At 35.3% G+C, this 19630-nt stretch carries 18 protein-coding genes, 8 tRNA genes and 1 other RNA gene; 23 read left to right on the top strand and 4 right to left on the bottom strand.

Annotated elements, in window-relative coordinates; translation table 11 throughout:
• Positions 1 to 203: 203 nt before the first annotated feature.
• Positions 204 to 626 carry a hypothetical protein gene (locus LF887_RS20945; protein WP_236856202.1) on the bottom strand — a complete coding sequence of 141 codons (423 nt, stop codon included), beginning with the start codon at positions 624 to 626 and terminating at the stop codon, positions 204 to 206.
• Positions 577 to 984, bottom strand: a complete 408-nt coding sequence (locus LF887_RS20940) for a hypothetical protein (protein ID WP_236856201.1) — start codon at positions 982 to 984, stop codon at positions 577 to 579. The genes LF887_RS20945 and LF887_RS20940 overlap by 50 nt, the downstream gene beginning before the upstream one ends.
• A gap of 184 nt (positions 985 to 1168) precedes the next feature.
• Between LF887_RS20940 and LF887_RS20935 the strand changes: the two genes are divergently transcribed.
• Together LF887_RS20935 and LF887_RS20930 are read left to right on the top strand one after the other, a co-directional pair.
• Entirely contained in the window at positions 1169 to 3310 is a 2142-nt protein-coding gene (locus LF887_RS20935) for a zincin-like metallopeptidase toxin domain-containing protein (protein ID WP_236856200.1), read from the top strand.
• Positions 3311 to 3314: 4 nt separating this feature from the next.
• The gene (locus LF887_RS20930; RefSeq protein ID WP_236856199.1) at positions 3315 to 3662 is read left to right on the top strand and encodes a hypothetical protein; all 348 of its coding nucleotides are present in this window, start codon (positions 3315 to 3317) and stop codon (positions 3660 to 3662) included.
• 141 nt (positions 3663 to 3803) lie between these two features.
• On the opposite strand, the gene ssrA is transcribed toward LF887_RS20930, so the two are convergent.
• Positions 3804 to 4202: a transfer-messenger RNA gene (gene ssrA / locus LF887_RS20925) on the bottom strand.
• A 269-nt stretch (positions 4203 to 4471) separates the two neighbouring features.
• On the opposite strand from ssrA, the gene rpsU reads away from it, so the two are divergent.
• From rpsU to LF887_RS20850, 15 genes are all read left to right on the top strand, one after another.
• Positions 4472 to 4669, top strand: coding sequence for a 30S ribosomal protein S21 (rpsU, locus tag LF887_RS20920; RefSeq protein WP_045501128.1), 198 nt, complete (start codon positions 4472 to 4474; stop codon positions 4667 to 4669).
• A gap of 78 nt (positions 4670 to 4747) precedes the next feature.
• Positions 4748 to 5635, top strand: coding sequence for a tyrosine-type recombinase/integrase (locus LF887_RS20915; RefSeq protein ID WP_236859534.1), 888 nt, complete (start codon positions 4748 to 4750; stop codon positions 5633 to 5635).
• Complete coding sequence (locus LF887_RS20910) at positions 5632 to 5922, top strand: HPF/RaiA family ribosome-associated protein (protein ID WP_236856198.1); 291 nt, start codon at positions 5632 to 5634, stop codon at positions 5920 to 5922. Before LF887_RS20915 ends, LF887_RS20910 begins: the two co-directional genes overlap by 4 nt.
• 107 nt (positions 5923 to 6029) lie before the next feature.
• Positions 6030 to 6103 (top strand) — tRNA-Thr (locus LF887_RS20905).
• A gap of 17 nt (positions 6104 to 6120) precedes the next feature.
• Positions 6121 to 6201 (top strand) — tRNA-Tyr (locus LF887_RS20900).
• Between the two features lie 87 nt (positions 6202 to 6288).
• Positions 6289 to 6361: transfer RNA gene (locus tag LF887_RS20895), tRNA-Gly, on the top strand.
• Positions 6362 to 6450: 89 nt separating this feature from the next.
• A tRNA-Thr gene (locus LF887_RS20890) sits at positions 6451 to 6524 on the top strand.
• Positions 6525 to 6544: 20 nt separating this feature from the next.
• Positions 6545 to 6625, top strand: a tRNA-Tyr gene (locus LF887_RS20885).
• Positions 6626 to 6712: 87 nt separating this feature from the next.
• Positions 6713 to 6785: transfer RNA gene (locus tag LF887_RS20880), tRNA-Gly, on the top strand.
• Positions 6786 to 6826: 41 nt separating this feature from the next.
• Positions 6827 to 6898: transfer RNA gene (locus LF887_RS20875), tRNA-Thr, on the top strand.
• A gap of 318 nt (positions 6899 to 7216) precedes the next feature.
• Complete coding sequence (locus LF887_RS20870; RefSeq protein ID WP_236856197.1) at positions 7217 to 7897, top strand: response regulator transcription factor; 681 nt, start codon at positions 7217 to 7219, stop codon at positions 7895 to 7897.
• Entirely contained in the window at positions 7898 to 9262 is a 1365-nt protein-coding gene (locus LF887_RS20865; protein ID WP_236856196.1) for an ATP-binding protein, read from the top strand.
• 219 nt (positions 9263 to 9481) lie between these two features.
• Positions 9482 to 10723, top strand: coding sequence for a TolC family protein (locus LF887_RS20860; RefSeq protein ID WP_236856195.1), 1242 nt, complete (start codon positions 9482 to 9484; stop codon positions 10721 to 10723).
• A gap of 4 nt (positions 10724 to 10727) precedes the next feature.
• Positions 10728 to 11813 (top strand): efflux RND transporter periplasmic adaptor subunit, encoded by a 1086-nt coding sequence (locus tag LF887_RS20855; RefSeq protein WP_236856194.1) that lies wholly within the window; start codon positions 10728 to 10730, stop codon positions 11811 to 11813.
• 125 nt (positions 11814 to 11938) lie between these two features.
• Positions 11939 to 15037 (top strand): efflux RND transporter permease subunit, encoded by a 3099-nt coding sequence (locus tag LF887_RS20850; protein WP_236856193.1) that lies wholly within the window; start codon positions 11939 to 11941, stop codon positions 15035 to 15037.
• 84 nt (positions 15038 to 15121) lie between these two features.
• Here the strand turns inward: LF887_RS20850 and LF887_RS20845 are convergent, their stop codons facing one another.
• Positions 15122 to 15382: a DUF4394 domain-containing protein gene (locus LF887_RS20845; RefSeq protein WP_236856192.1), complete on the bottom strand. Its 261-nt coding sequence runs from the start codon at positions 15380 to 15382 to the stop codon at positions 15122 to 15124.
• Between the two features lie 384 nt (positions 15383 to 15766).
• Between LF887_RS20845 and tuf the strand changes: the two genes are divergently transcribed.
• From tuf to LF887_RS20815, 6 genes are all read left to right on the top strand, one after another.
• The gene (gene tuf, locus LF887_RS20840; protein WP_236856191.1) at positions 15767 to 16978 is read left to right on the top strand and encodes an elongation factor Tu; all 1212 of its coding nucleotides are present in this window, start codon (positions 15767 to 15769) and stop codon (positions 16976 to 16978) included.
• A 53-nt stretch (positions 16979 to 17031) separates the two neighbouring features.
• Positions 17032 to 17102, top strand: a tRNA-Trp gene (locus LF887_RS20835).
• A gap of 12 nt (positions 17103 to 17114) precedes the next feature.
• Positions 17115 to 17321 carry a preprotein translocase subunit SecE gene (secE, locus tag LF887_RS20830; RefSeq protein ID WP_160135970.1) on the top strand — a complete coding sequence of 69 codons (207 nt, stop codon included), beginning with the start codon at positions 17115 to 17117 and terminating at the stop codon, positions 17319 to 17321.
• A gap of 21 nt (positions 17322 to 17342) precedes the next feature.
• Positions 17343 to 17885, top strand: a complete 543-nt coding sequence (gene nusG, locus LF887_RS20825) for a transcription termination/antitermination protein NusG (RefSeq protein WP_123943340.1) — start codon at positions 17343 to 17345, stop codon at positions 17883 to 17885.
• Positions 17886 to 18342: 457 nt separating this feature from the next.
• Complete coding sequence (locus LF887_RS20820; RefSeq protein WP_236856190.1) at positions 18343 to 18963, top strand: hypothetical protein; 621 nt, start codon at positions 18343 to 18345, stop codon at positions 18961 to 18963.
• Positions 18964 to 18977: 14 nt separating this feature from the next.
• Positions 18978 to 19625, top strand: a complete 648-nt coding sequence (locus LF887_RS20815) for a hypothetical protein (RefSeq protein WP_236856189.1) — start codon at positions 18978 to 18980, stop codon at positions 19623 to 19625.
• The last annotated feature ends 5 nt before the right edge of the window (positions 19626 to 19630 follow it).

Here is a 19630-nt window from a genome sequence, read left to right as displayed (position 1 = left end):
CTTTATTGAAATTAAAATGTTGCTGTCTCAAATCGTTCTCAGAATGGCAAAATTCAAATTATTTGACATTTGAGACAGTAACATTAAAGAAATAACTTTAATATTAGGATATCAAGGTTGTTCTGACAAGAATTCTCCAATATATTTATAAACCGTTCGGCTAGAAATTAGAGTATTATGCTTTTCTTCCAAAATATTACTAATTAATTCTGCCGATGCAGTTTTAGAACCAGTGCCAGCATAATGTTCTCCGCTAATTCCTTGATAAGGGATTTAACTAAATCTTTTATCTTTTTATTATCATTGGTGTTAATAGTGAATATTTCTTTTGGTATATCTTTCATATTTGAATCCGAAATATTCTTTATTTCCCTTTGCATTTCATTCAGCTTTTCAATAATATATTGATTTTCCGATACGGTTTTAGTATCTAGTTCTTTAACAACAAACTTACCAAAATCTTGCAAATACATCGAATGATTAGCTTCTTTTGATTTTTCATACGTAGCAAGTAATTTTAGAGATAAATCTGTTTTAAATTGCCCAATTGATGAAAACCGTAAATCTTTTCTGTAATTAAATGTGTTCCACAGGACTCGTATCGAATGAATATCCAGTCTCATCATCTTTTATAATTACAGCAGCTTTGTCAAAAGCAAATCTTAATCCCAATTCAAACATTACATTAGGATTCTTAGAGCTTACGTCACAGATGATAATATCATCATCAAAAACATTTTGTACAATGGTTTTCTGGATAACACGCACATCTTCGCTTTCACTTACAAGTCTGGTTCTAAACCCTGCTTTTTCAGTAACAGACGTTATAATTTTCTTGACTTCTTTCCAATGCCCTGGCGGGTAGCCTTCAGTGTCAGCAATTGGCATGATTAAACCACATACTGGACGATTATCTTCTTTCTGGCTGTTGGCTTTCTCTTGTGCGTTATTGTCATTTTCTATGTCATCTCTTTTTTTGGTCATGGTTAAATATTTTGGAAGCAAATGTAGATGAAATACTTATTTAAGAATCTATAGATGAAAAGTAAGAAGAATGGAATAAGAATTCTCAACATATAATTTTCATAATAACTTTAAAACAAATTTTAATGTGACAAGTTTTGTCGTTACCCGTATCTACATTTGGTTCATAATAAATCCAAATGATATGATACAGAGATTAGAGTATGTTTTAAGTAGAAATATTGACAGTCCTTTAAGAGAAAACAGTGTGTTTTATGAAACCTTTGTTGTTCCTCCAGAGTTAAAAGACAACTATCCCAAGTCAGAAAAATACAGTGTAGTTCATCATCAGGCTGTTTTCTGTAAAAGTGGAATAGAAGTTTTTGACAGATACGAAAAGGACAAAATAGAGACTGACTATTTTACTATTTACTACGAGGAGACTTCCAAAAATACCAGTAACTTTTTTGGTACGGCTTGTAGGGTGAAAATGGGAGATTATGCAAGGCAAAGATTAATAAGAGATTATAACAGTAAGGGAAAAACCATTAATTATGATGGCAATACAGTAGATGGAAGTGTCTCAGATTTTAATGGTCTTATCAAACTAATTGCTAAAGATTACGGAATTGATGATACACTATTGAAAGGTGCTATTTATTTAGAAATACTTGAAAAAAGTAAAATCAACGAAGCCTTTAAAAAAGTATCTTCATTAAATAACCAATTGGCAGACTGGCTAAGAGGTGGTATTGAAGCCACTGAAAAGTGGAAGTTTGCAGAGGAGAATTATGACTACATAAAATTTTATGTTGAACCTATGTATAACAATTTCCAAAATAAAGCTGGTGGCAGTGGCTTTCCCAAACAAGAAGTAAAATACAAACCCATTATTCCTGTTCCGTTCACTTGCAATGAATATAAAAACATGTCTGACAATCAACAAGGGATTGCAGAAACAGGATTGAAAAAACTTTCAGAGTTTGTTGCCTCGTTTGATGAAATTTCTACTGCTGCTGTTTTTAATATCGTGGCAGCAACACCTACTATTGCTGATGATATTTTGTTTGCTGTTACATTTCTTGTAAAAAACTTTATAGAAGATAACATGCCTGACAGTATAAAAAATATTTACAATCAATTAAAGGTATTATTTAAAGAAATTCAGGATATTGTTTCAGATATAGGAAGTATAATTACAGAAAAATTAAATCAAGAAATTGCAAAAATCAATGCTTTTCTCTGTGGAATACTCAACGGGCTTATCTCTTTGGTTCAATTGATTATCATGCTTTTAGCAATGATAGTAGACAATATTCCCATCTTTGAATTAGAGAAAACAAGTGCTTTAGAATTGGCAAAACATCAGGAGAAACTTGAATTTATAGAAGATTTTGTAGATTTATTTGATAAAAATGCAAAAGAATTTCTTCATGGTATTAAAAAACTTTTTACTGATGATAAAATTTGGAAAGACCTTTCTGCTTTTTTCTCAGGTTTGGCTAAAAAAATTTCTAACTATAATGAGTATTTTTGGGCTTACTTTATTGGAGGAGTTGCCTTTGAGTTGATTTTAGATGCTGTTATTGCTTACTTTACAGGTGGAAGTTCATTAGTTGCAGAAGCTTCTGCAAAAATTAGTAGATTAACAGCTAAAGCAGAACAGGCAGGAGCAAAAGCTCTTAATTTTGGAAAAGGTTTAGGGAGGAAAATTGCAAATTCCACAAAAGACCTTTATAAATGGTTGGAAAAAGAGTTTTTGGAATTGTTAGAAGCGATAAAAAATGGGAGATTAGCTAATTACTTAAAGACCAAGTTTAACCAACTGTTAGGCAGAGAAGAAGAAGTCTTTGATGAATTATTGGATGAGTTAGGCTGGGAAGGAAAAGAAGCAAGTAAGCGTGGGAAATTCTTGGGCAGAGAATATATGAATAACAGACAAATGAAGGCTCTCGAAAAATACATTGCGGAAGCTTTGGGAGATGTGGGAGTGGTTATGCGAAAGGGAGAAGATAAGTTTTTAGATGCCAGTGGAGCTCAGGCAGGATTCTCTCCAAAAAGTAGAGAGTTATTTTTTAGAAGAAAATTTACTTTTTATGAAGCCTTTCATGAGATACAGCACGCTTTGGAATTTAAACTTTTAGGAAAAGAGGCTTATTTGGAGGGTATGTTTGGAACATTGACAGAACAACTCATGAGAACTTATAAAAGAGAAAAATGGGTTTATGACAAAATAATGGAAAAAAAACATTTATTTAATGAGTTAGAGTTAGAACATGCAGATATGATTTTAAATAAAGCAATAAAAAGATTAGAAGGAATAGGAGTTGATTATAAAAAACTTTAAAATAATGGAAAAAACAAAAAAACAACAGAAAGCAATAGAAGTAACATTAAAGGTGTTAGATCAGTTAAAATTTCAATATGGAAATACAGAAGAACATTTGAATTTTATGAACGCAATATTTTATGAAAAACAAAAAATGTACGATGGAAAAGAATGGAGTCATTATAGTGTAGACTTTTTTCATGATGTATTTGATATTCCAACAGTATATTATTCTGTTGTCGATGCAGAAACAATGCAGGTAAAAGGAATTCAAACAGACCATGGAGTTTTTGAAATTATTTACAATGATAAAGGAGAAGCAAAGGATAAAAAGTTTATAAGTCCTTCATTTCCCTATGATAAACAATAGGATTAATATTTTAAACCGGTTTTATATGAGAGTGATAAAGTAAAGACAAATATATTTTATAGAGATTATTTAAATTATTGTGTGTTAGTTGCTGAAGTATTCAGAAATAAAAAAGAGAATCTATAATTTAGATTCTCTTTTTAGTGGAGTTGGAGGGATTCGAACCCTCGTCCAAACAAGCAATACATAAGCTTTCTACATGCTTATTCTACCATTGGTTTTCGACTGGAGGCAGAGGATAGACACCCAACTTCCAGCTTATCTTCTAAGGTTTTCGAGTTTTAGCTGAAGCATCTAAAACCTTATTTCTACATTACTATATCTCAGGATCAAACGCCGTAGAACGGAGCATTTGTGAGACATCTTGCTTCCTTACTATCTTCGGGAAAGCGCTTGAATCTTACTTTATTCGGATTAAGCTGCAAGAGCGAACTCTTCGTTGCCAGTTAAAATTTTGTAGCAAGGGATTATAGAGATCGCGCTACGGTTCTCTGCATGCTTACTTACCCATTGATCTTGCTGTCGAAACCAGTCAACCCCATGAATAAAGTGACTGCAAAGATAATGCTTTTTGTTTACATATCATTAATATGAAATGTTTTTGTGAAATAAGGAAGAGTTGTTTGGGAGATAACTCAGTTTTTAACTTGAGTGTTTGTTCATTGTGGATAAAAATAATTTAGCCGTAAAATACTTTTAATAAAGGGTTTTGGGAAATATTTTGGATAAATATATTATTCTTTAGGCTAATATATTTTGTGTTTTAAGAAAAAAGGTTTAGTTTTGCAATCCAAAATGAGATGTAAAATATGTTAATAATTCCAGTAAAAGATGGTGAATCCATCGACAGAGCTTTAAAAAAATACAAGAGAAAATTTGATAAAACAGGTACGGTTCGTCAATTAAGATCTAGACAAGCTTTTATTAAGCCTTCTGTAACTTTAAGACAATCTAAACTAAAAGCGGCTTACAAACAAAGAGCGCTTAGTAAGGAAGAACAGGCTTAAGATTTTTTCTTAACCATATACTAATTCACTTCTTAAATTCTTATATTTGAGGAGTGAATTTTTATTTTTATACCTATGATGCTGGAAAAGTTTTTAGACTATCTGCAATTCGAAAAAAGATATTCTCCTCATACTGTTACAAGCTACAAAAAAGACCTTGAAGACTTTTCTCATTTCTATCTCCGAACAGAATCTTCCGAAAATCTGGCGAAAGCAGACAAGAAAATTATCAGAAACTTTATTGTTGAATTAAGTGAAAATAATATTTCTAAGAGAAGTATCAATCGGAAATTATCTTCTCTCCGAAGTTTTTATCTCTTCCTTCTTAAGATAGGCGAAATTCAAGTTTCTCCCACAGAAGGTATTTCTTCCCTGAAATTTTACGCTGAAAAGCAAATCCCCATGTCTAAAGAAGAAATGGAGGGTCTCAATGAAAAGATTGCAGAAGGAAATCATGATATATTGGAAAGATGTATCATTGAAGTACTTTATCAGACAGGAATGAGAAAAGCCGAACTTTGTGGCCTGATATTTGAGAATGTTAATATAGACGGAAATGAATTAAAAGTAATCGGAAAGGGGAACAAACAAAGAGTGATTCCTGTTTCCAAAGACTTGTCTGAACTTCTGCGTGATTATTTAAAAATAAGGAAGCCACAGACAGAATATCAATCCTGTTTTTTTGTGAACAAGAAGGGGAAAAAACTCAATGAAAAATTTGTTTATCTGGTAGTTAATAAGTACCTTAGTCTTGTAACAACGAAAGAAAAGAAAAGTCCTCACATCCTTCGGCATAGCTTTGCTACTCACGTATTGGATAATGGGGCGGAGATCTCCAAAGTGAAAAAAATATTAGGGCATTCCAGTCTTGCCAGTACTCAAGTTTACACGAATGCTAATATTGAACAATTGAAAAAAGTGTTTAATCAAGCTCACCCTCGAGCATCAAAAAAAGAAGAATTATGAAGATTTCAGTACAATCAATTGGTTTAACTCCACACGAACCACTAGAATCACACATCGACAAAAAAGTTAGCAAACTAGAAACCTTCTATGACAAAATTCACGAGTGTAAAGTGTTTTTGAAAGTAGAAAATAACGCGGATAAAGCTAATAAAACAGCAGAGCTTGTTTTGGCGGTTCCGGGAGACGATATCGTAGTAAAGAAGACTTCTGCAACTTTTGAAGAAAGTTTAGACCTTTGTGTTGATACTGCTAAAAAGCTATTAATCAAGAAAAAAGAAATGGCATAAAAAAAAAGTTAAAAAAAGTTTATAAAAAATTTGAGAATTCAAAAAATCCGTTCTATCTTTGCAATCGCAAAAAAGGAACAGTGATCTTTTGAATTCTTTTTTAATTTGCCTCCATAGCTCAGTTGGCCAGAGCACGTGATTTGTAATCTCGGGGTCGTGGGTTCGAATCCCTCTGGAGGCTCATTATATAAAATATCTGGGGAGATTCCAGAGTGGCTAAATGGGACTGACTGTAACTCAGTTGCTTCGGCTTCGTAGGTTCGAATCCTGCTCTCCCCACATTTTATTTAAGAAAAAAAACTTGCAGGATTAAATAATTATTCTTAGTTTTGCACAGCGTTTACCAATAATTTTGGAAACAAAATTGCGGAAGTAGCTCAGTTGGTAGAGCGTCAGCCTTCCAAGCTGAATGTCGCGGGTTCGACCCCCGTCTTCCGCTCAAAAAATTACACTTTTAGAGTAATTTTTTTTAACACTGAAATGTGTAGAGTAGAGTTTCTCAACCACTTTCAGTCTAATTATTAAAATGCCTCCATAGCTCAGTTGGCCAGAGCACGTGATTTGTAATCTCGGGGTCGTGGGTTCGAATCCCTCTGGAGGCTCATTTTAATATAAAATATCTGGGGAGATTCCAGAGTGGCTAAATGGGACTGACTGTAACTCAGTTGCTTCGGCTTCGTAGGTTCGAATCCTGCTCTCCCCACATTTTATATTACAAAAAATACTTGCAAGTCTCAAGATTTATTCTTAGTTTTGCACAGCGTTTACCAATAATTTTGGAAACAAAATTGCGGAAGTAGCTCAGTTGGTAGAGCGTCAGCCTTCCAAGCTGAATGTCGCGGGTTCGACCCCCGTCTTCCGCTCAAAAAGAATCATGCTACTTAGTGTGATTTTTTTATTTGATGCCGACTTAGCTCAGCGGTAGAGTGCTTCCTTGGTAAGGAAGAGGTCACGGGTTCAAGTCCCGTAGTTGGCTCTCGATTTTCCCGAATTTACTTCGGGAATTTTTTTGTCCTTACTCGAATAATACCTATCAAACGCAATGCTTGAGGGCAATGTCAAAAGTTTAGCAAATCTGGATAGAAAAAAAATGAATCTGGTTGTTTCGCCTTGCATTATTTCATATCCGTATGTTTTGTGTTCCTGCTAACGGATAAGATCCACAAAATATGTGAAACACGTGTTTGTATTTTATGTTAAAAAATTAAAAGAAATAGTCTTTCAATTTTGTTTCAATACTTTTTAAAATCGTAATCCTAAAAATTTTCGTTAAATTCGTATAAAATAATTTTTGATGAATATTCTTTTATTAGAAGACGACCTCATTCTTTCTGCTGAACTTTGCCGATTTTTAGAATCCAATAATTTCAACTGTGATAAAATATATGATGGAGAAACATTTCTTCGTCAGATTAAAAATAATACATACGATCTGTATCTGCTCGATATCAACGTTCCGAAAATAAACGGGCTGGATGTATGCCAGACGATTCGTTCTTTTGATAAAAATACCCCGATCATTATTATTTCGGCCTATGGAGATATTTCAGATAAAAAAGATGCCTTTACGCGTCTAGCTGACGATTATCTTGTAAAACCTTTTCAGTTTGAAGAGCTGCTGTTAAGAATGAATTCACTGCTGAGAAGGAAAGCTCCTTCAGATGCCGCAGATCAGGATATTCTGAGGGTTGATGATCTTATTATCAATAAAACAGAGCAGAAGGTGTATCGTGGAGGAAATGAGATAACTCTTACGTTAAAAGAGTTTCAGCTATTGGTTTATCTTGCGGAAGCGCAGGGGAGGACCGTATCTAAACAGCAGATTACAGAACACGTTTGGGAGCATAACTTTAATACGAATACGAATACGGTAGAAGTTTATATCAATTTCTTAAGGAAGAAAATTGATAAAGATTTTAAAATAAAACTGATTCACACCCGCTCCGGCTTCGGATATTACTTAAGTCCATTATAAATGTCTTTAAAAAGAAAGATAGCTTTAACGATCAGTATCGCCTTTTCATTGCTTTTTGGAATGGTGATGGCGGTGATCTATTTATCTTTTAATGATTTTAGAAGGGATGAATTTAAGGAAAGGTTCAGGCAGAGGTTAGAATTTACCACTCATTTTATATCAAAGTCTAAAGATTTTGAGGAAGAAGCGCCTGTTTTTTTTAATGAAAATTCAGATAATATTCTTTTGAACGAGAAAATTTTAATTTTCAACGAAAAGAAAGAGCTTATCTATAGTACAATCAAAGATAGAAATGTTACCTGGGATAGTGCTATGCTAAAAGAGCTGGATAGGAAAAAAATTATTTATACTGAGAAGACCGTTCCGGAGATTTATGCGGCACTCCGAAATATTAATGGTGAGAACTATTACATTCTTACCAGTGCATTTGATACCAATGGAAAATCAAAGTTGGGATATCTGAAATATCTTTTGATTGCGGCTTATGCAATGAGTACGCTTCTTATTGGATTTTTCAGTTATTATTTTGTAGAAAAATTTCTCCGGCCTTTAGAGGACCTTAATAAGGAAATTTCGGAAGTTACGGCTCATAAACTTACCACACAGATTCCGGTTCAGCAGTCAAATGATGAGATCAGTGTGCTTGCAAAATCTTTTAATACAATGATCGGAAGGCTGGATGATGTATTCCAGTCGCAAAAAGATTTTACAGCAAGTGCTTCCCATGAGATCAGGACTCCTATTACAAGAATGGCTTTTCAACTGGAAAATCTTATTAAATTTGAAGAACACTCTCCTAAAACTCTGTCTTCATTACAGCAGATTCAGCGGGATGTATACCAGCTGTCTGATTTAACCAATTCATTATTACTGCTTACAAAGTTTGATAAAGAAAATATTCAGACTATTTATGAAGAAGTGAGGATTGATGAAGTGATTTTTGAGGCCTTTGAAGGAGTAGAAAAAAGTTATCCTGATCTTAAACTTGATTTTTTAATCAGGGAAGATATTTCCGAAAACGCCTTTTTGACAATAAAAGGAATTCAATCACTGTTGGTTATTGTTTTTATTAATTTGTTTAAAAATGCAGCTGTCTATTCTGATGATACTGAGGTAAAGGTTCTGATTGCAGAAACCAACGAACATCTTTCCGTAGAGGTCATTTCCCATGGAGATACGATTTCCGAAGAAGAACAAACCAAATTATTTGAAGCCTTCACCAGAGGAAATAATTCTCAGAATATCTCAGGATCCGGGCTTGGGCTTAGAATTGTTAAGAGAATTCTTGAATATCACGACGCAGAAATTATTTATTCTTCACCAGGCGACTTCATGAATCAGTTTACCCTTACTTTTAAAAAATAAATTTCAATACCCAAGTTTCAGCGAATTAATCATAATTTTTGTTAAACTCTTGCTTGAATTTTAATCTAAAATTCAAGCAAGAGAGAATAATTTTCATAATATTTTCTTGTAAACATTTGTTGAAACGGCCTATTTAAGGACATTTTAATATTTTTTTAAGGCTCATTTAAGTTTCTTTTAATCGCATCAAAGCAATTTTGTAATTTAAAAAGAAAAATAATGAACAGAATTGCAGTGGTGTGCCTAGCCGTTTCCTCATTCATGGCAGCACAACAGCAAATGTCTCTTGTGGAATGTGAAGAAGCATTTCAGAAGAACAACCTCCAGCTGCTCGCCGAACAATACAACATCAATATGGCTGATGCAGATATTCTGCAGGCTAAAATCTGGGAGTTGCCACAACTGAGCGGGCAGTTCAATGCCTACAATCCTGAAGGTAAAAAGTTTTTTGATATTGGACATTCAAAAGGAGCGGGAATTACTCAGCTTATTTACATGGGAGGCAAGAAGAAAAATGAAATTGCCTTTGCCAAATCCAATAAAGAACTGGCACAGCTTCAGTTCACGCAGCTGCTTGTAGATTTAAGATCACAGCTCCGCTCTGCATACTTCAATCTTTATTATGAGAAACTGAAATTGGAAAATACCAATAAGCAGCTCGTCTATATGAATGATCTTTTAAGTGCTTACCGTGTACAATCCGCGAAAGGAAATGTATCTCTTAAAGACGCGGTGAGATTACAGAGTCTTGTAATTCAGTTAAACCATGATAAACTGGAGATTAATAAAAATATTCTGGACTTTGAACAGAACTTAAAGGTCTTAACAGGTATTTCAGAAGATATAGATCCTCAAATGTCAGAAACCGAAGCTAAGGAATCTTTGGCCGCCCAACCTTTCGGCAGTGAGGATGAACTGAAAACTAAAGCTTTGGAAAACAATGCAGATTACCGATACAATTTAAAGCTGATAGACAATAGTAAGCTGTATGCTCAATGGCAAAAATCATTGAACGTTCCCGACCTGAATGTGGGAGCTGCATGGGATCAGGCAGGCGGTACATTTAATAATGAAGCCAATTTGACCCTGGGTATTCCTCTGCCTTTATGGAGAATCAACCAGGGAAATGTTGAAAAAGCCAACTATGCGATCAAACAAAATCAAAAAAATGCAGACTTTCAAAAGCTAACCCTTGAAACGAAAGTTCAATCTGCTTATAAAACATGGAGAGCACAATATGATCAGCTGGTGGATATCAAAACTACAGATCTGCAAAATATGGAACTGGTTTATAACGGAATGCTGACCAACTTCAGAAAAGGAAATGTCAACCTGATTGAATTTACTGACTTTATGGACAGTTACAGAGAAACCGCTCTTCAGATCTATGATATGAAAAATGAGATCATGCAGTCTGCTGAACAACTTAATCAACTAGTACAAACGAAAATCTTCTATTAAAACGATGAAAACATATATTATTCCCGTATTGATGGTCTTATCTTTAATGGCCTGTTCAAAAAAAGAGGCAGAAAAAACCAATCAGGCCAAAAAAGGCTTTGAACTGAGCAATACGATGCTGAGTTCTATTTCTCTGGCAAAAGTTGAAAAAAAGAATATAGAAGATGAATACAGCTTTTACGGAAAAATTTCTGCTGATAAAAATAGTTATATTGACGTTTACCCACTTGTTGGAGGAAATGTGATGAGTGTAAATGTGGAGCTTGGTGATTATGTGAAAAAAGGACAGGTGCTGGCTACCATCAGAAGTACAGAACTGGCAGAAATCCAAAAAGATGTGAGTGATGCAAAAACAGATTTGGTAGTAGCCAAGAATAACCTTCGTGTTTCTAAAGAACTATATGAAGGAAAGCTGAATACAGAAAGAGATGTTCTGGAAGCAAAAAGTCAGCTTCAGAAAGCAGAAGATCAATTGCAGAGAGCTACAGCAGTAAGTACCGTTTATAACGTGAATAGAGGAAATATTTACAGTGTTGTTGCGCCTATTAATGGTTATATCGTTCAGAAAAGCATCAACAAAGATATGCAGCTGAGAAGCGACAGAAGTGATAATATCTTTGACGTTGCCAATATGACCAATGTTTGGGCAATCATGAACGTTAATGAATCAGATATTGACAAGATCAGCCTTGGAATGAAAGCTCAGGTTTCGACTCTTTCTTATCCGGATAAATTTTTTGACGGGAAAATTGATAAAATATTTAAAATCATTGATCCTCAGACTAACGCAATGCAGGCTAGAGTAGTCCTTGATAATGCCAACGGATTATTGATCCCGGATAGTAAAGCAACCATAAAAGTTTCAAGTTCAGAAAGTAGCACGATGCTGACTGTCCCATCAAAATCGGTGATTTTTGATGATAACAAAAGTTTTGTCATCATTTTCAAATCAAGGACTGATGTGAAAATTAGAGAAATCAAAGTACTGAAGCAGGTAGGAGATGTTACTTATATTGCAGATGGTCTGAAAGAAGGTGAAGAAGTGATTACCAATAACCAGCTTTTAATATACCGTTCTTTAAACAGCTAGCGACCGTTAACCATTAAGAATGTTTTTAAGTACTCAGGAATTCTTTCATCATCTTAAAGGTTAAATTTTAGAGGTTTTAAAATAATTCCTTTCAACGGCTTTTTTAGGTCATCAATTTATCTATCATGAATAAATTCATAAAAAATATAATCGCTTTTTCATTAAAAAATAAAGCATTTACTTTTATCTGGGTGGCTATTTTAGCAATCTCCGGGTTTATAAGTTTCAAAAACATGCCTATTGAAGCTTTCCCGGATGTAACCAATACCCAGATTGTAATCATCACCCAGTGGAATGGACGTAGTGCAGAAGAAGTAGAACGTTTTGTCACTACACCTATTGAATTGGCGATGAGCCCGGTTCAGAAGAAAACAAGTGTGAGAAGTACCACTATGTTTGGTCTTTCCATTGTTAAAATTCTGTTTGACGACGGGGTGGACGATACTTTTGCCAGAAATCAGGTCAATAACCAATTAAGAACCATTAGCCTTCCTGATGAGGTAGATCCCGAAGTACAGCCACCCTACGGGCCAACCGGAGAAATTTTCAGATATACACTGGAAAGTAAAACAAAAGACTCCAGAGCACTCCTTACTTTACAAAACTGGGTCATTGACCGTGCCTTAAGAGGTGTACCCGGAGTAGCAGATATCAACGTATTTGGAGGACAGGACAAAGTATTTGAACTTAGTATCGATCCGAGAGCATTGGATAAATATAACCTGACTCCGCTTCAGGTATATGATGCCGTTACAAAGAGTAACCTGAATGTAGGTGGTGATGTCATTGAAAAAAATGGACAGGCTTATGTGGTAAGAGGAATTGGTTTGGTGAAATCTGTGGCAGATATTGGAAATATTACCATTCAAAATGATAGCGGAAACCCGGTACTGGTAAAAAATGTAGCTGAAGTTCACGAAAGCTCTATGCCTAGAGTGGGACAGGCAGCACTAAATAATCATGACGATACCGTAGAAGGAATCGTTGTAATGAGAAAAGGAGAGAATCCGAGAGAGGTTCTTATAGGCGTAAAAGCTAAAATTAAAGAACTGAACGAAAAAATACTCCCTAAAGACGTAAAAATGGTTACTTTCTATGACAGAGATAACCTGATGGACTTTACAACGCATACTGTAATGCATAACCTGATTGAAGGTATTGTACTGGTAACGGTAATCGTTTTAATCTTTATGGCTGATTGGAGAACCACTCTGATTGTTTCCATCATCATTCCTTTATCCCTGCTTTTTGCATTTTTATGTTTAAAACTGGCAGGAATGAGTGCGAACCTGCTTTCATTAGGAGCGGTAGACTTTGGTATTATCATCGATGGGGCCGTCGTCATGGTGGAAGGACTCTTTGTAATGCTGGACCATAAAGCCAAGCGTTATGGGATGGAGAAATTTAATAAACTCGCAAAAGGAGGCTGGATCAAGCAGACCGGAACCGGTTTGGGAAAAGCCATCTTCTTTTCAAAATTAATTATCATCACCTCTCTGATTCCTATTTTCTCATTCCAGAAAGTAGAAGGGAAAATGTTTTCTCCCCTGGCTTTTACCCTGGGATTTGCACTAATGGGAGCGTTGATCTTCACACTGACATTGGTTCCTGTTCTTTCTCATATCCTTTTAAATAAAAATGTAAGAGAAAAAAACAACCCATTTGTGAATTTTTGGGATAGGATCGTGCTGAAAGGCTTTAATATGACATTTAAGCATAAAAAGACGAGTATGATCGTTGCGATCTCTTTCCTTGTAGTTACTTTATTTTCTGGTAAATTCCTGGGAACTGAATTCCTTCCGCAGCTGAATGAAGGTTCTCTTTGGATTACAGCAGAAATGCCGATGAGTTCATCCTTAAAAGAGTCTCTCAAGACAGCAGATCTTTTGAAAAAGGATATTATGAGTTTCTCGGAAGTTACCGATGTTCTTGCACAGACAGGAAGAAGTAATGACGGTACTGACCCGAACGGATTTGGATTCGTACAGTTTGCTGTAAACCTTAAACCCAGAGAAGAATGGAAACGTAAGATCACCTATGATGAACTGATCAATGAAATTGATAAAAAACTGAGAAGTTATCAGGGGATTACTTTCAACTATTCCCAGCCTATTTCTGATAACGTGGCAGAAGCCGTAGCCGGTTTCAAAGCAGAAAACGGGATCAAGATTTATGGCGATAATTTGGAAACTCTTGATAAACTGGCTAATGAAGTCTTATTAAAGATCAAAGATGTAGACGGAGTAAAAGACCCGGGGATCATTAAAAATATTGGGCAGCCGGAAGTAAGTGTAGTACTAGACCGCGATAAAATGGCTGCTTATGGGGTAATGCCGGCAGACGCTCAGGCAGTACTGGAAATGGCTTTCGGAGGGAAAACTGCTTCAGAAATGTTTGATGGTGAAAGAAAATTCCCAATCCGTCTTCGTTATTCCCAGGAATACAGAACCGATGAAAATGACATAGCCTCATTAATGGTTCCGACACAGGATGGTGCCAAAATTCCATTAAAAGAGATCAGTAATATTGTTAAAGACAATGGAGCAGCATTTATATACAGAGACAATATTAAAAGATATATAGGGGTTAAATTCTCAATCCGTGATCGTGATTTGGGAGGCACTATTGCCGATGCACAGAAAAAAGTGGAAACAATTGACCTTCCGGATGGCTATTCTGTAGGATGGACAGGGCAGTTTGAAAACCAGCAGCGTGCTTCACACAGATTGGCGCAGGTAGTCCCTGTGAGTATACTGATGATCTTCTTCCTGTTGTTTATTCTGTTTGGAAACATCAAAGATTCACTGCTCGTCCTTGCCAATGTCCCTTTTGCATTGATTGGGGGAATTATCGCCCTGCATGTTACGGGAATCAACTTTGGTATTTCCGCCGGAGTAGGAATGATTGCCCTTTTGGGGATATGTATTCAGAATGGAGTTATCCTTATTACCGAATTCCATCAGAATGTTAAAGATGGGATGGATATAGATACGGCCATATTAAGTGGAGTGAAATCCAGAACAAGACCCGTTATCATGACTGCGCTTATGGCATCCATTGGGCTTATGCCGGCAGCTTTGTCTACAGGAATTGGTTCAGAATCTCAAAAGCCTTTGGCAATTGTAATTATTGGAGGACTTATAACAGCAACGATACTTACACTGCTTATTTTCCCTATTATTTTCTGGATTTTCAACAGAACCAAAAAATCACAGCCGATTTAATTATTCTTTCATTTTATATTAAGCGGAAGCGCGGAAAACTTTGTTTTCCGCGCTTCTCTATTACTGAAATAAAATAGGATGAGTTTAAAAACCTAATCCCACTGCAAAGGCTTTTACAGAATTGGGATAATCAGAAACCGAAGCGGCTGCCCCAGTTGTAGTATTGATAGTATAAATTTTTGTGGATGAACCTACCGAAGCCATTAAATATGCTTTTTGGCTTATGCTTCCAATATCAAACCCATTAGCATTGGTAATATTAATACCTAAAGAACCCGTTTCTGCCAAAGTTCCGTTATTTGGTGGGTTTTGCTGATATAACTTATCTGTATTATGATCAATCACAAATAGAATATTACAATGTCAAACACACTCAAACAAATGGGTAATATTTTTCTCATAGCACTGATTTTAGTGGTTGTTTCTATATTTACGAGAAAAAAATAAACATGGATCTGCCGATATAATGATTGTTTAATAAACTTTTTTGTTACTTATTGCATTCATAATTAATGAGATAGTTTAGAATTTTAATAAAACGCTGCGAAGGATTTTTTTCAATCCGGAAAAATGTGTAAATTTGCAGTCTCAATACATTAAAATGTAAGGTTTGTACTTCATTGGATGTGAATATTGAAAGTTTTTTTAATAAAAAGTTTTTGGTATTTAAAAATTCATTATATTTGCACACCGAAAATTTGAAAAACAATAAATAAATAATTTTAAATCATGGCAAAGGAAACGTTTAATCGTAACAAACCACACTTGAACATTGGTACTATTGGTCACGTTGACCATGGTAAAACTACTCTTACAGCTGCTATTTCTGCTGTATTAGCTAGCAAAGGTCTTGCTGAGAAAAAAGACTTCTCTGCAATTGACTCTGCTCCAGAAGAAAAAGAAAGAGGTATTACTATCAATACTGCTCACATCGAATACGAAACTGAAAAAAGACACTATGCTCACGTTGACTGTCCAGGTCACGCCGATTATGTTAAGAACATGGTAACTGGTGCTGCTCAAATGGATGGAGCTATCGTAGTATGTGCTGCAACTGATGGTCCAATGCCTCAAACTAGAGAACATATCCTACTTTGCCGTCAGGTAAATGTACCAAGAATCGTTGTTTTCATGAACAAAGTTGACATGGTAGACGATGCTGAGTTATTAGAGCTTGTTGAAATGGAGCTTAGAGACTTATTATCTACTTATGACTTTGACGGAGACAACTCTCCAGTAATTCAAGGTTCTGCATTAGGTGCTCTTACAGCAGCTACAGCAGCTACTCCTGATACTGAAGATAAGTGGTTCAAGAGCGTTGAAGAATTGATGGATGCTGTTGATACTTGGATCGAGCAACCACCAAGAGATACTGAAAAGCCATTCTTGATGCCAATTGAAGACGTATTCTCTATTACAGGTAGAGGTACTGTAGCAACTGGTAGAATCGAGGCTGGTGTTATTAACACTGGTGATCCGGTTGATATCGTAGGTATGGGTGACGAAAAATTAACTTCTACTATTACAGGAGTTGAGATGTTCAGAAAAATCCTTGATAGAGGTGAAGCTGGAGATAACGTAGGTCTATTGTTGAGAGGTATTGAAAAAACTGACATCAAGAGAGGTATGGTTATCGCTAAGAAAGATTCAGTTAAGCCACACAAAAAATTCAAAGCTTCTGTTTATATCCTTTCTAAAGAAGAAGGTGGACGTCACACTCCATTCCACAACAAGTACCGTCCTCAGTTCTATGTAAGAACTACTGACGTTACAGGTGAGATCTTCTTACCAGAAGGTGTAGAAATGGTAATGCCAGGAGATAACTTAGAGATCACTGTAGAATTGTTACAGCCAATCGCTCTTAACGTAGGTCTTAGATTTGCAATTAGAGAAGGAGGTAGAACAGTTGGATCTGGTCAGGTTACTGAAATCATAGACTAATCATCTTAAAATAAATAAAGCTTCCGAAAGGAAACTCTCGGAAGCTTTTATCTACGGGCATCGTCCAATGGTAGGATACCGGTCTCCAAAACCGTTGATCAGGGTTCGAATCCTTGTGCCCGTGCAAATATAAATTATGAGTTCATTTGTCGATTTTTTAAAAGGTTCTTATAACGAATTTAGACATAAAGTTGAATGGCCAAAGTGGGCTGACCTTCAGTCATCTACAATTGTGGTGACTATTGCGACAGTTATTCTGGCATTATTTACATTTGGAGTTGATGAATTGTTTTCTAAATCAATCAGCAACATCATAGGAATGTTAATCAACATGTTCAATTAATTATAAAAGTGTTTTCCCATAATGAGCGAATTGAAATGGTATGTGCTGAAAGCAATCAGCGGACAGGAAAATAAAGTGAAAAACTATATTGAGACAGAAATCAAACGTTTAGGGTTTGAGCAGTATGTTACTCAAGTGGTTATTCCTATGGAAAAGGTTATCCAGATTAGAAACGGTAAAAAAGTTCCTAAAGAGAAACCTTACTATCCTGGATACTTAATGATTGAAGCAGACCTGATGGGAGAAATTCCTCACGCTATCAAAAACATTCCTGGAGTTATATCTTTCTTAAGTTTAACTAAAGGAGGAGATCCTGTTCCAATGAGAAAATCTGAGGTAAACAGAATGCTTGGAAGAATGGATGAACTTTCAGAATTCGCAAGCGATGTTGAAATTCCTTATGTAGTAGGTGAAAACGTGAAAGTAATCGATGGACCTTTCAATGGATTCAATGGTACAGTTGAGAAAATTCTTGAAGACAAGAAGAAAATTGAAGTTTCTGTATTGATCTTCGGTAGAAAAACTCCAATGGAGTTGAGCTATATGCAAGTAGAAAAAGTGTAATAATCACTTCTAAAAATATAAAAAAGACTGCTTAATAGCAGTCTTTTTTGCTTTTACACTACTTTCTTGTTTTTAGTCAGATTTATCATGTTGAATGTTAATAAAACGATTCCAAAAGTTGTGAACTAAATAAAGTTTTTAAAATTCCTCTTTCCAACTTTAAGTTTTACCGTAAGTATTGTATTTTTTTGTTCTCTATATAGAGCTCCTTCCTTACTATAATTCATGATCTTTGTAATTATATTTGCTTTTTATTATTTGGGTCAGATTTACGTTTATGTATGTGTTTTTCTTTTGATGGCATACTTATTGCAAGCTACCAGTCTGTTAATCAATAAAATTTATATTCCCCTTGACTTCGTACACAAGATAAAATGTGTACAATATCTCTTTGTTTCATAATGAGAATAAAACAGAAACATAGAGAAGGTTAATATTAAAATAAACACACAACTCCATGACAAAAATTATTTCGACAGTCCTGTTGATGGGTATTGCTGTATCAGGTAATGCTCAGGTTGGTATAAACACAGCTAACCCAGAAAAGGAACTTACAGTTAATGGTACAATGAAGACATCTGGAATAGTCTTCAAACAACCACTGGAAAAGCTTGGGACCAATGAAAATTACACCTTCATTATCAAGTCTCCTGCACCGGATAATAAAATTACGGCTTATAATGATTCATTTGTACCTAATTCCCCTGCACCAATCAACCTTATTCAGTACAAAATTACCTGTGATCCTTCAGATAAAGATTGGGTAAATCAGTTTGATACAAAAATAAATTCTCAAAAATTTCTGGTGGTGATCTCTTCTTTTGGGTTTACTCAACCGACAAGAACTTTTTCTGCCGACTGGCTTACGCCGGTACCTCAGATTTTTGCCTATTCTACAGGAGGAACCTGGAAATTGAAAGCCGATTATCAGGGATTCTCGCCAGACTCATCATTTCCAACTGGAGTGTGGACTCTTAATTTATTGGTCTTTGATAGATCATATGCAAAAGAATTTACTTCTACACAAAATCTTGGTGCTTCTACAACTGGTGCTGCAGCAGCTCCGCTAATTCAATAAAAAACATATATTCTATGAAAAAAATTATTATGATATTCTTAACGGGCTTTGCTTTTTCCGGCATTAATGCCCAGGTTGGAATTAACACAAACGCTCCTAAAGGAACTCTTGATGTAGTAGGAGAAACATTAGTTGAGTCTTATTTGATAGATACTGAAAATACAAAAGCGGGTGGAAACTATCTTCTCCTTACCCGCTCTAAAGATACTTCACCGGTAGGGAAAGTTAAGCTGCTTGATATTTCACTTCGTAACGTAGCACCGGTCAATATATATAGTATCATTTTGAGAAATGTAAAAGAAGATGAAGTTGTGAATCTCAATACGGGATTAGATACCTCTAAATATGTTGTTGCTATTACAAATGCTGTTTTTACTGGTGCTGTGCCGGGAGTAAATACAACAACATCTCCAAAATCTTTCGGTTCTTATTCTACTGAAGTAACTCAGATTCCTTTTGCCGGGAAAAACTATCATGCTGTCAATTTAGGTTTTAAAGGAGCTGGTACAGCTTCTGCGCAAAATGGGACTTGGACGTTTACCCTAAATGTCTTTGAAAAATCATTAGTAAAAGATTGGGGAACTTTTAATGGTTCTGTTTCAGCGTCAGCTTCGCCGTCTTATTCGGGAGTATCAACCAATACGCCTTTAGGGCTTCAATAAAATAC

It is taken from the genome of Chryseobacterium sp. MEBOG06 (genome assembly GCF_021869765.1).
Classification (GTDB): Bacteria; Bacteroidota; Bacteroidia; order Flavobacteriales; family Weeksellaceae; genus Chryseobacterium.
Note: the sequence above shows the minus strand (reverse complement) of the source record. Positions and strands in the feature narration are given on the sequence as shown.

Bases quoted from the DNA above. Each gene is read 5' to 3' on its own strand.
- LF887_RS20945 (WP_236856202.1), bottom strand. From the start codon at position 626: ATGATGAGACTGGATATTCATTCGATACGAGTCCTGTGGAACACATTT.
- LF887_RS20940 (WP_236856201.1), bottom strand. From the start codon at position 984: ATGACCAAAAAAAGAGATGACATAGAAAATGACAATAACGCACAAGAG.
- LF887_RS20935 (WP_236856200.1), top strand. From the start codon at position 1,169: ATGATACAGAGATTAGAGTATGTTTTAAGTAGAAATATTGACAGTCCT.
- LF887_RS20930 (WP_236856199.1), top strand. From the start codon at position 3,315: ATGGAAAAAACAAAAAAACAACAGAAAGCAATAGAAGTAACATTAAAG.
- rpsU (WP_045501128.1), top strand. From the start codon at position 4,472: ATGTTAATAATTCCAGTAAAAGATGGTGAATCCATCGACAGAGCTTTA.
- LF887_RS20915 (WP_236859534.1), top strand. From the start codon at position 4,748: ATGCTGGAAAAGTTTTTAGACTATCTGCAATTCGAAAAAAGATATTCT.
- LF887_RS20910 (WP_236856198.1), top strand. From the start codon at position 5,632: ATGAAGATTTCAGTACAATCAATTGGTTTAACTCCACACGAACCACTA.
- LF887_RS20870 (WP_236856197.1), top strand. From the start codon at position 7,217: ATGAATATTCTTTTATTAGAAGACGACCTCATTCTTTCTGCTGAACTT.
- LF887_RS20865 (WP_236856196.1), top strand. From the start codon at position 7,898: ATGTCTTTAAAAAGAAAGATAGCTTTAACGATCAGTATCGCCTTTTCA.
- LF887_RS20860 (WP_236856195.1), top strand. From the start codon at position 9,482: ATGAACAGAATTGCAGTGGTGTGCCTAGCCGTTTCCTCATTCATGGCA.
- LF887_RS20855 (WP_236856194.1), top strand. From the start codon at position 10,728: ATGAAAACATATATTATTCCCGTATTGATGGTCTTATCTTTAATGGCC.
- LF887_RS20850 (WP_236856193.1), top strand. From the start codon at position 11,939: ATGAATAAATTCATAAAAAATATAATCGCTTTTTCATTAAAAAATAAA.
- tuf (WP_236856191.1), top strand. From the start codon at position 15,767: ATGGCAAAGGAAACGTTTAATCGTAACAAACCACACTTGAACATTGGT.
- secE (WP_160135970.1), top strand. From the start codon at position 17,115: ATGAGTTCATTTGTCGATTTTTTAAAAGGTTCTTATAACGAATTTAGA.
- nusG (WP_123943340.1), top strand. From the start codon at position 17,343: ATGAGCGAATTGAAATGGTATGTGCTGAAAGCAATCAGCGGACAGGAA.
- LF887_RS20820 (WP_236856190.1), top strand. From the start codon at position 18,343: ATGACAAAAATTATTTCGACAGTCCTGTTGATGGGTATTGCTGTATCA.
- LF887_RS20815 (WP_236856189.1), top strand. From the start codon at position 18,978: ATGAAAAAAATTATTATGATATTCTTAACGGGCTTTGCTTTTTCCGGC.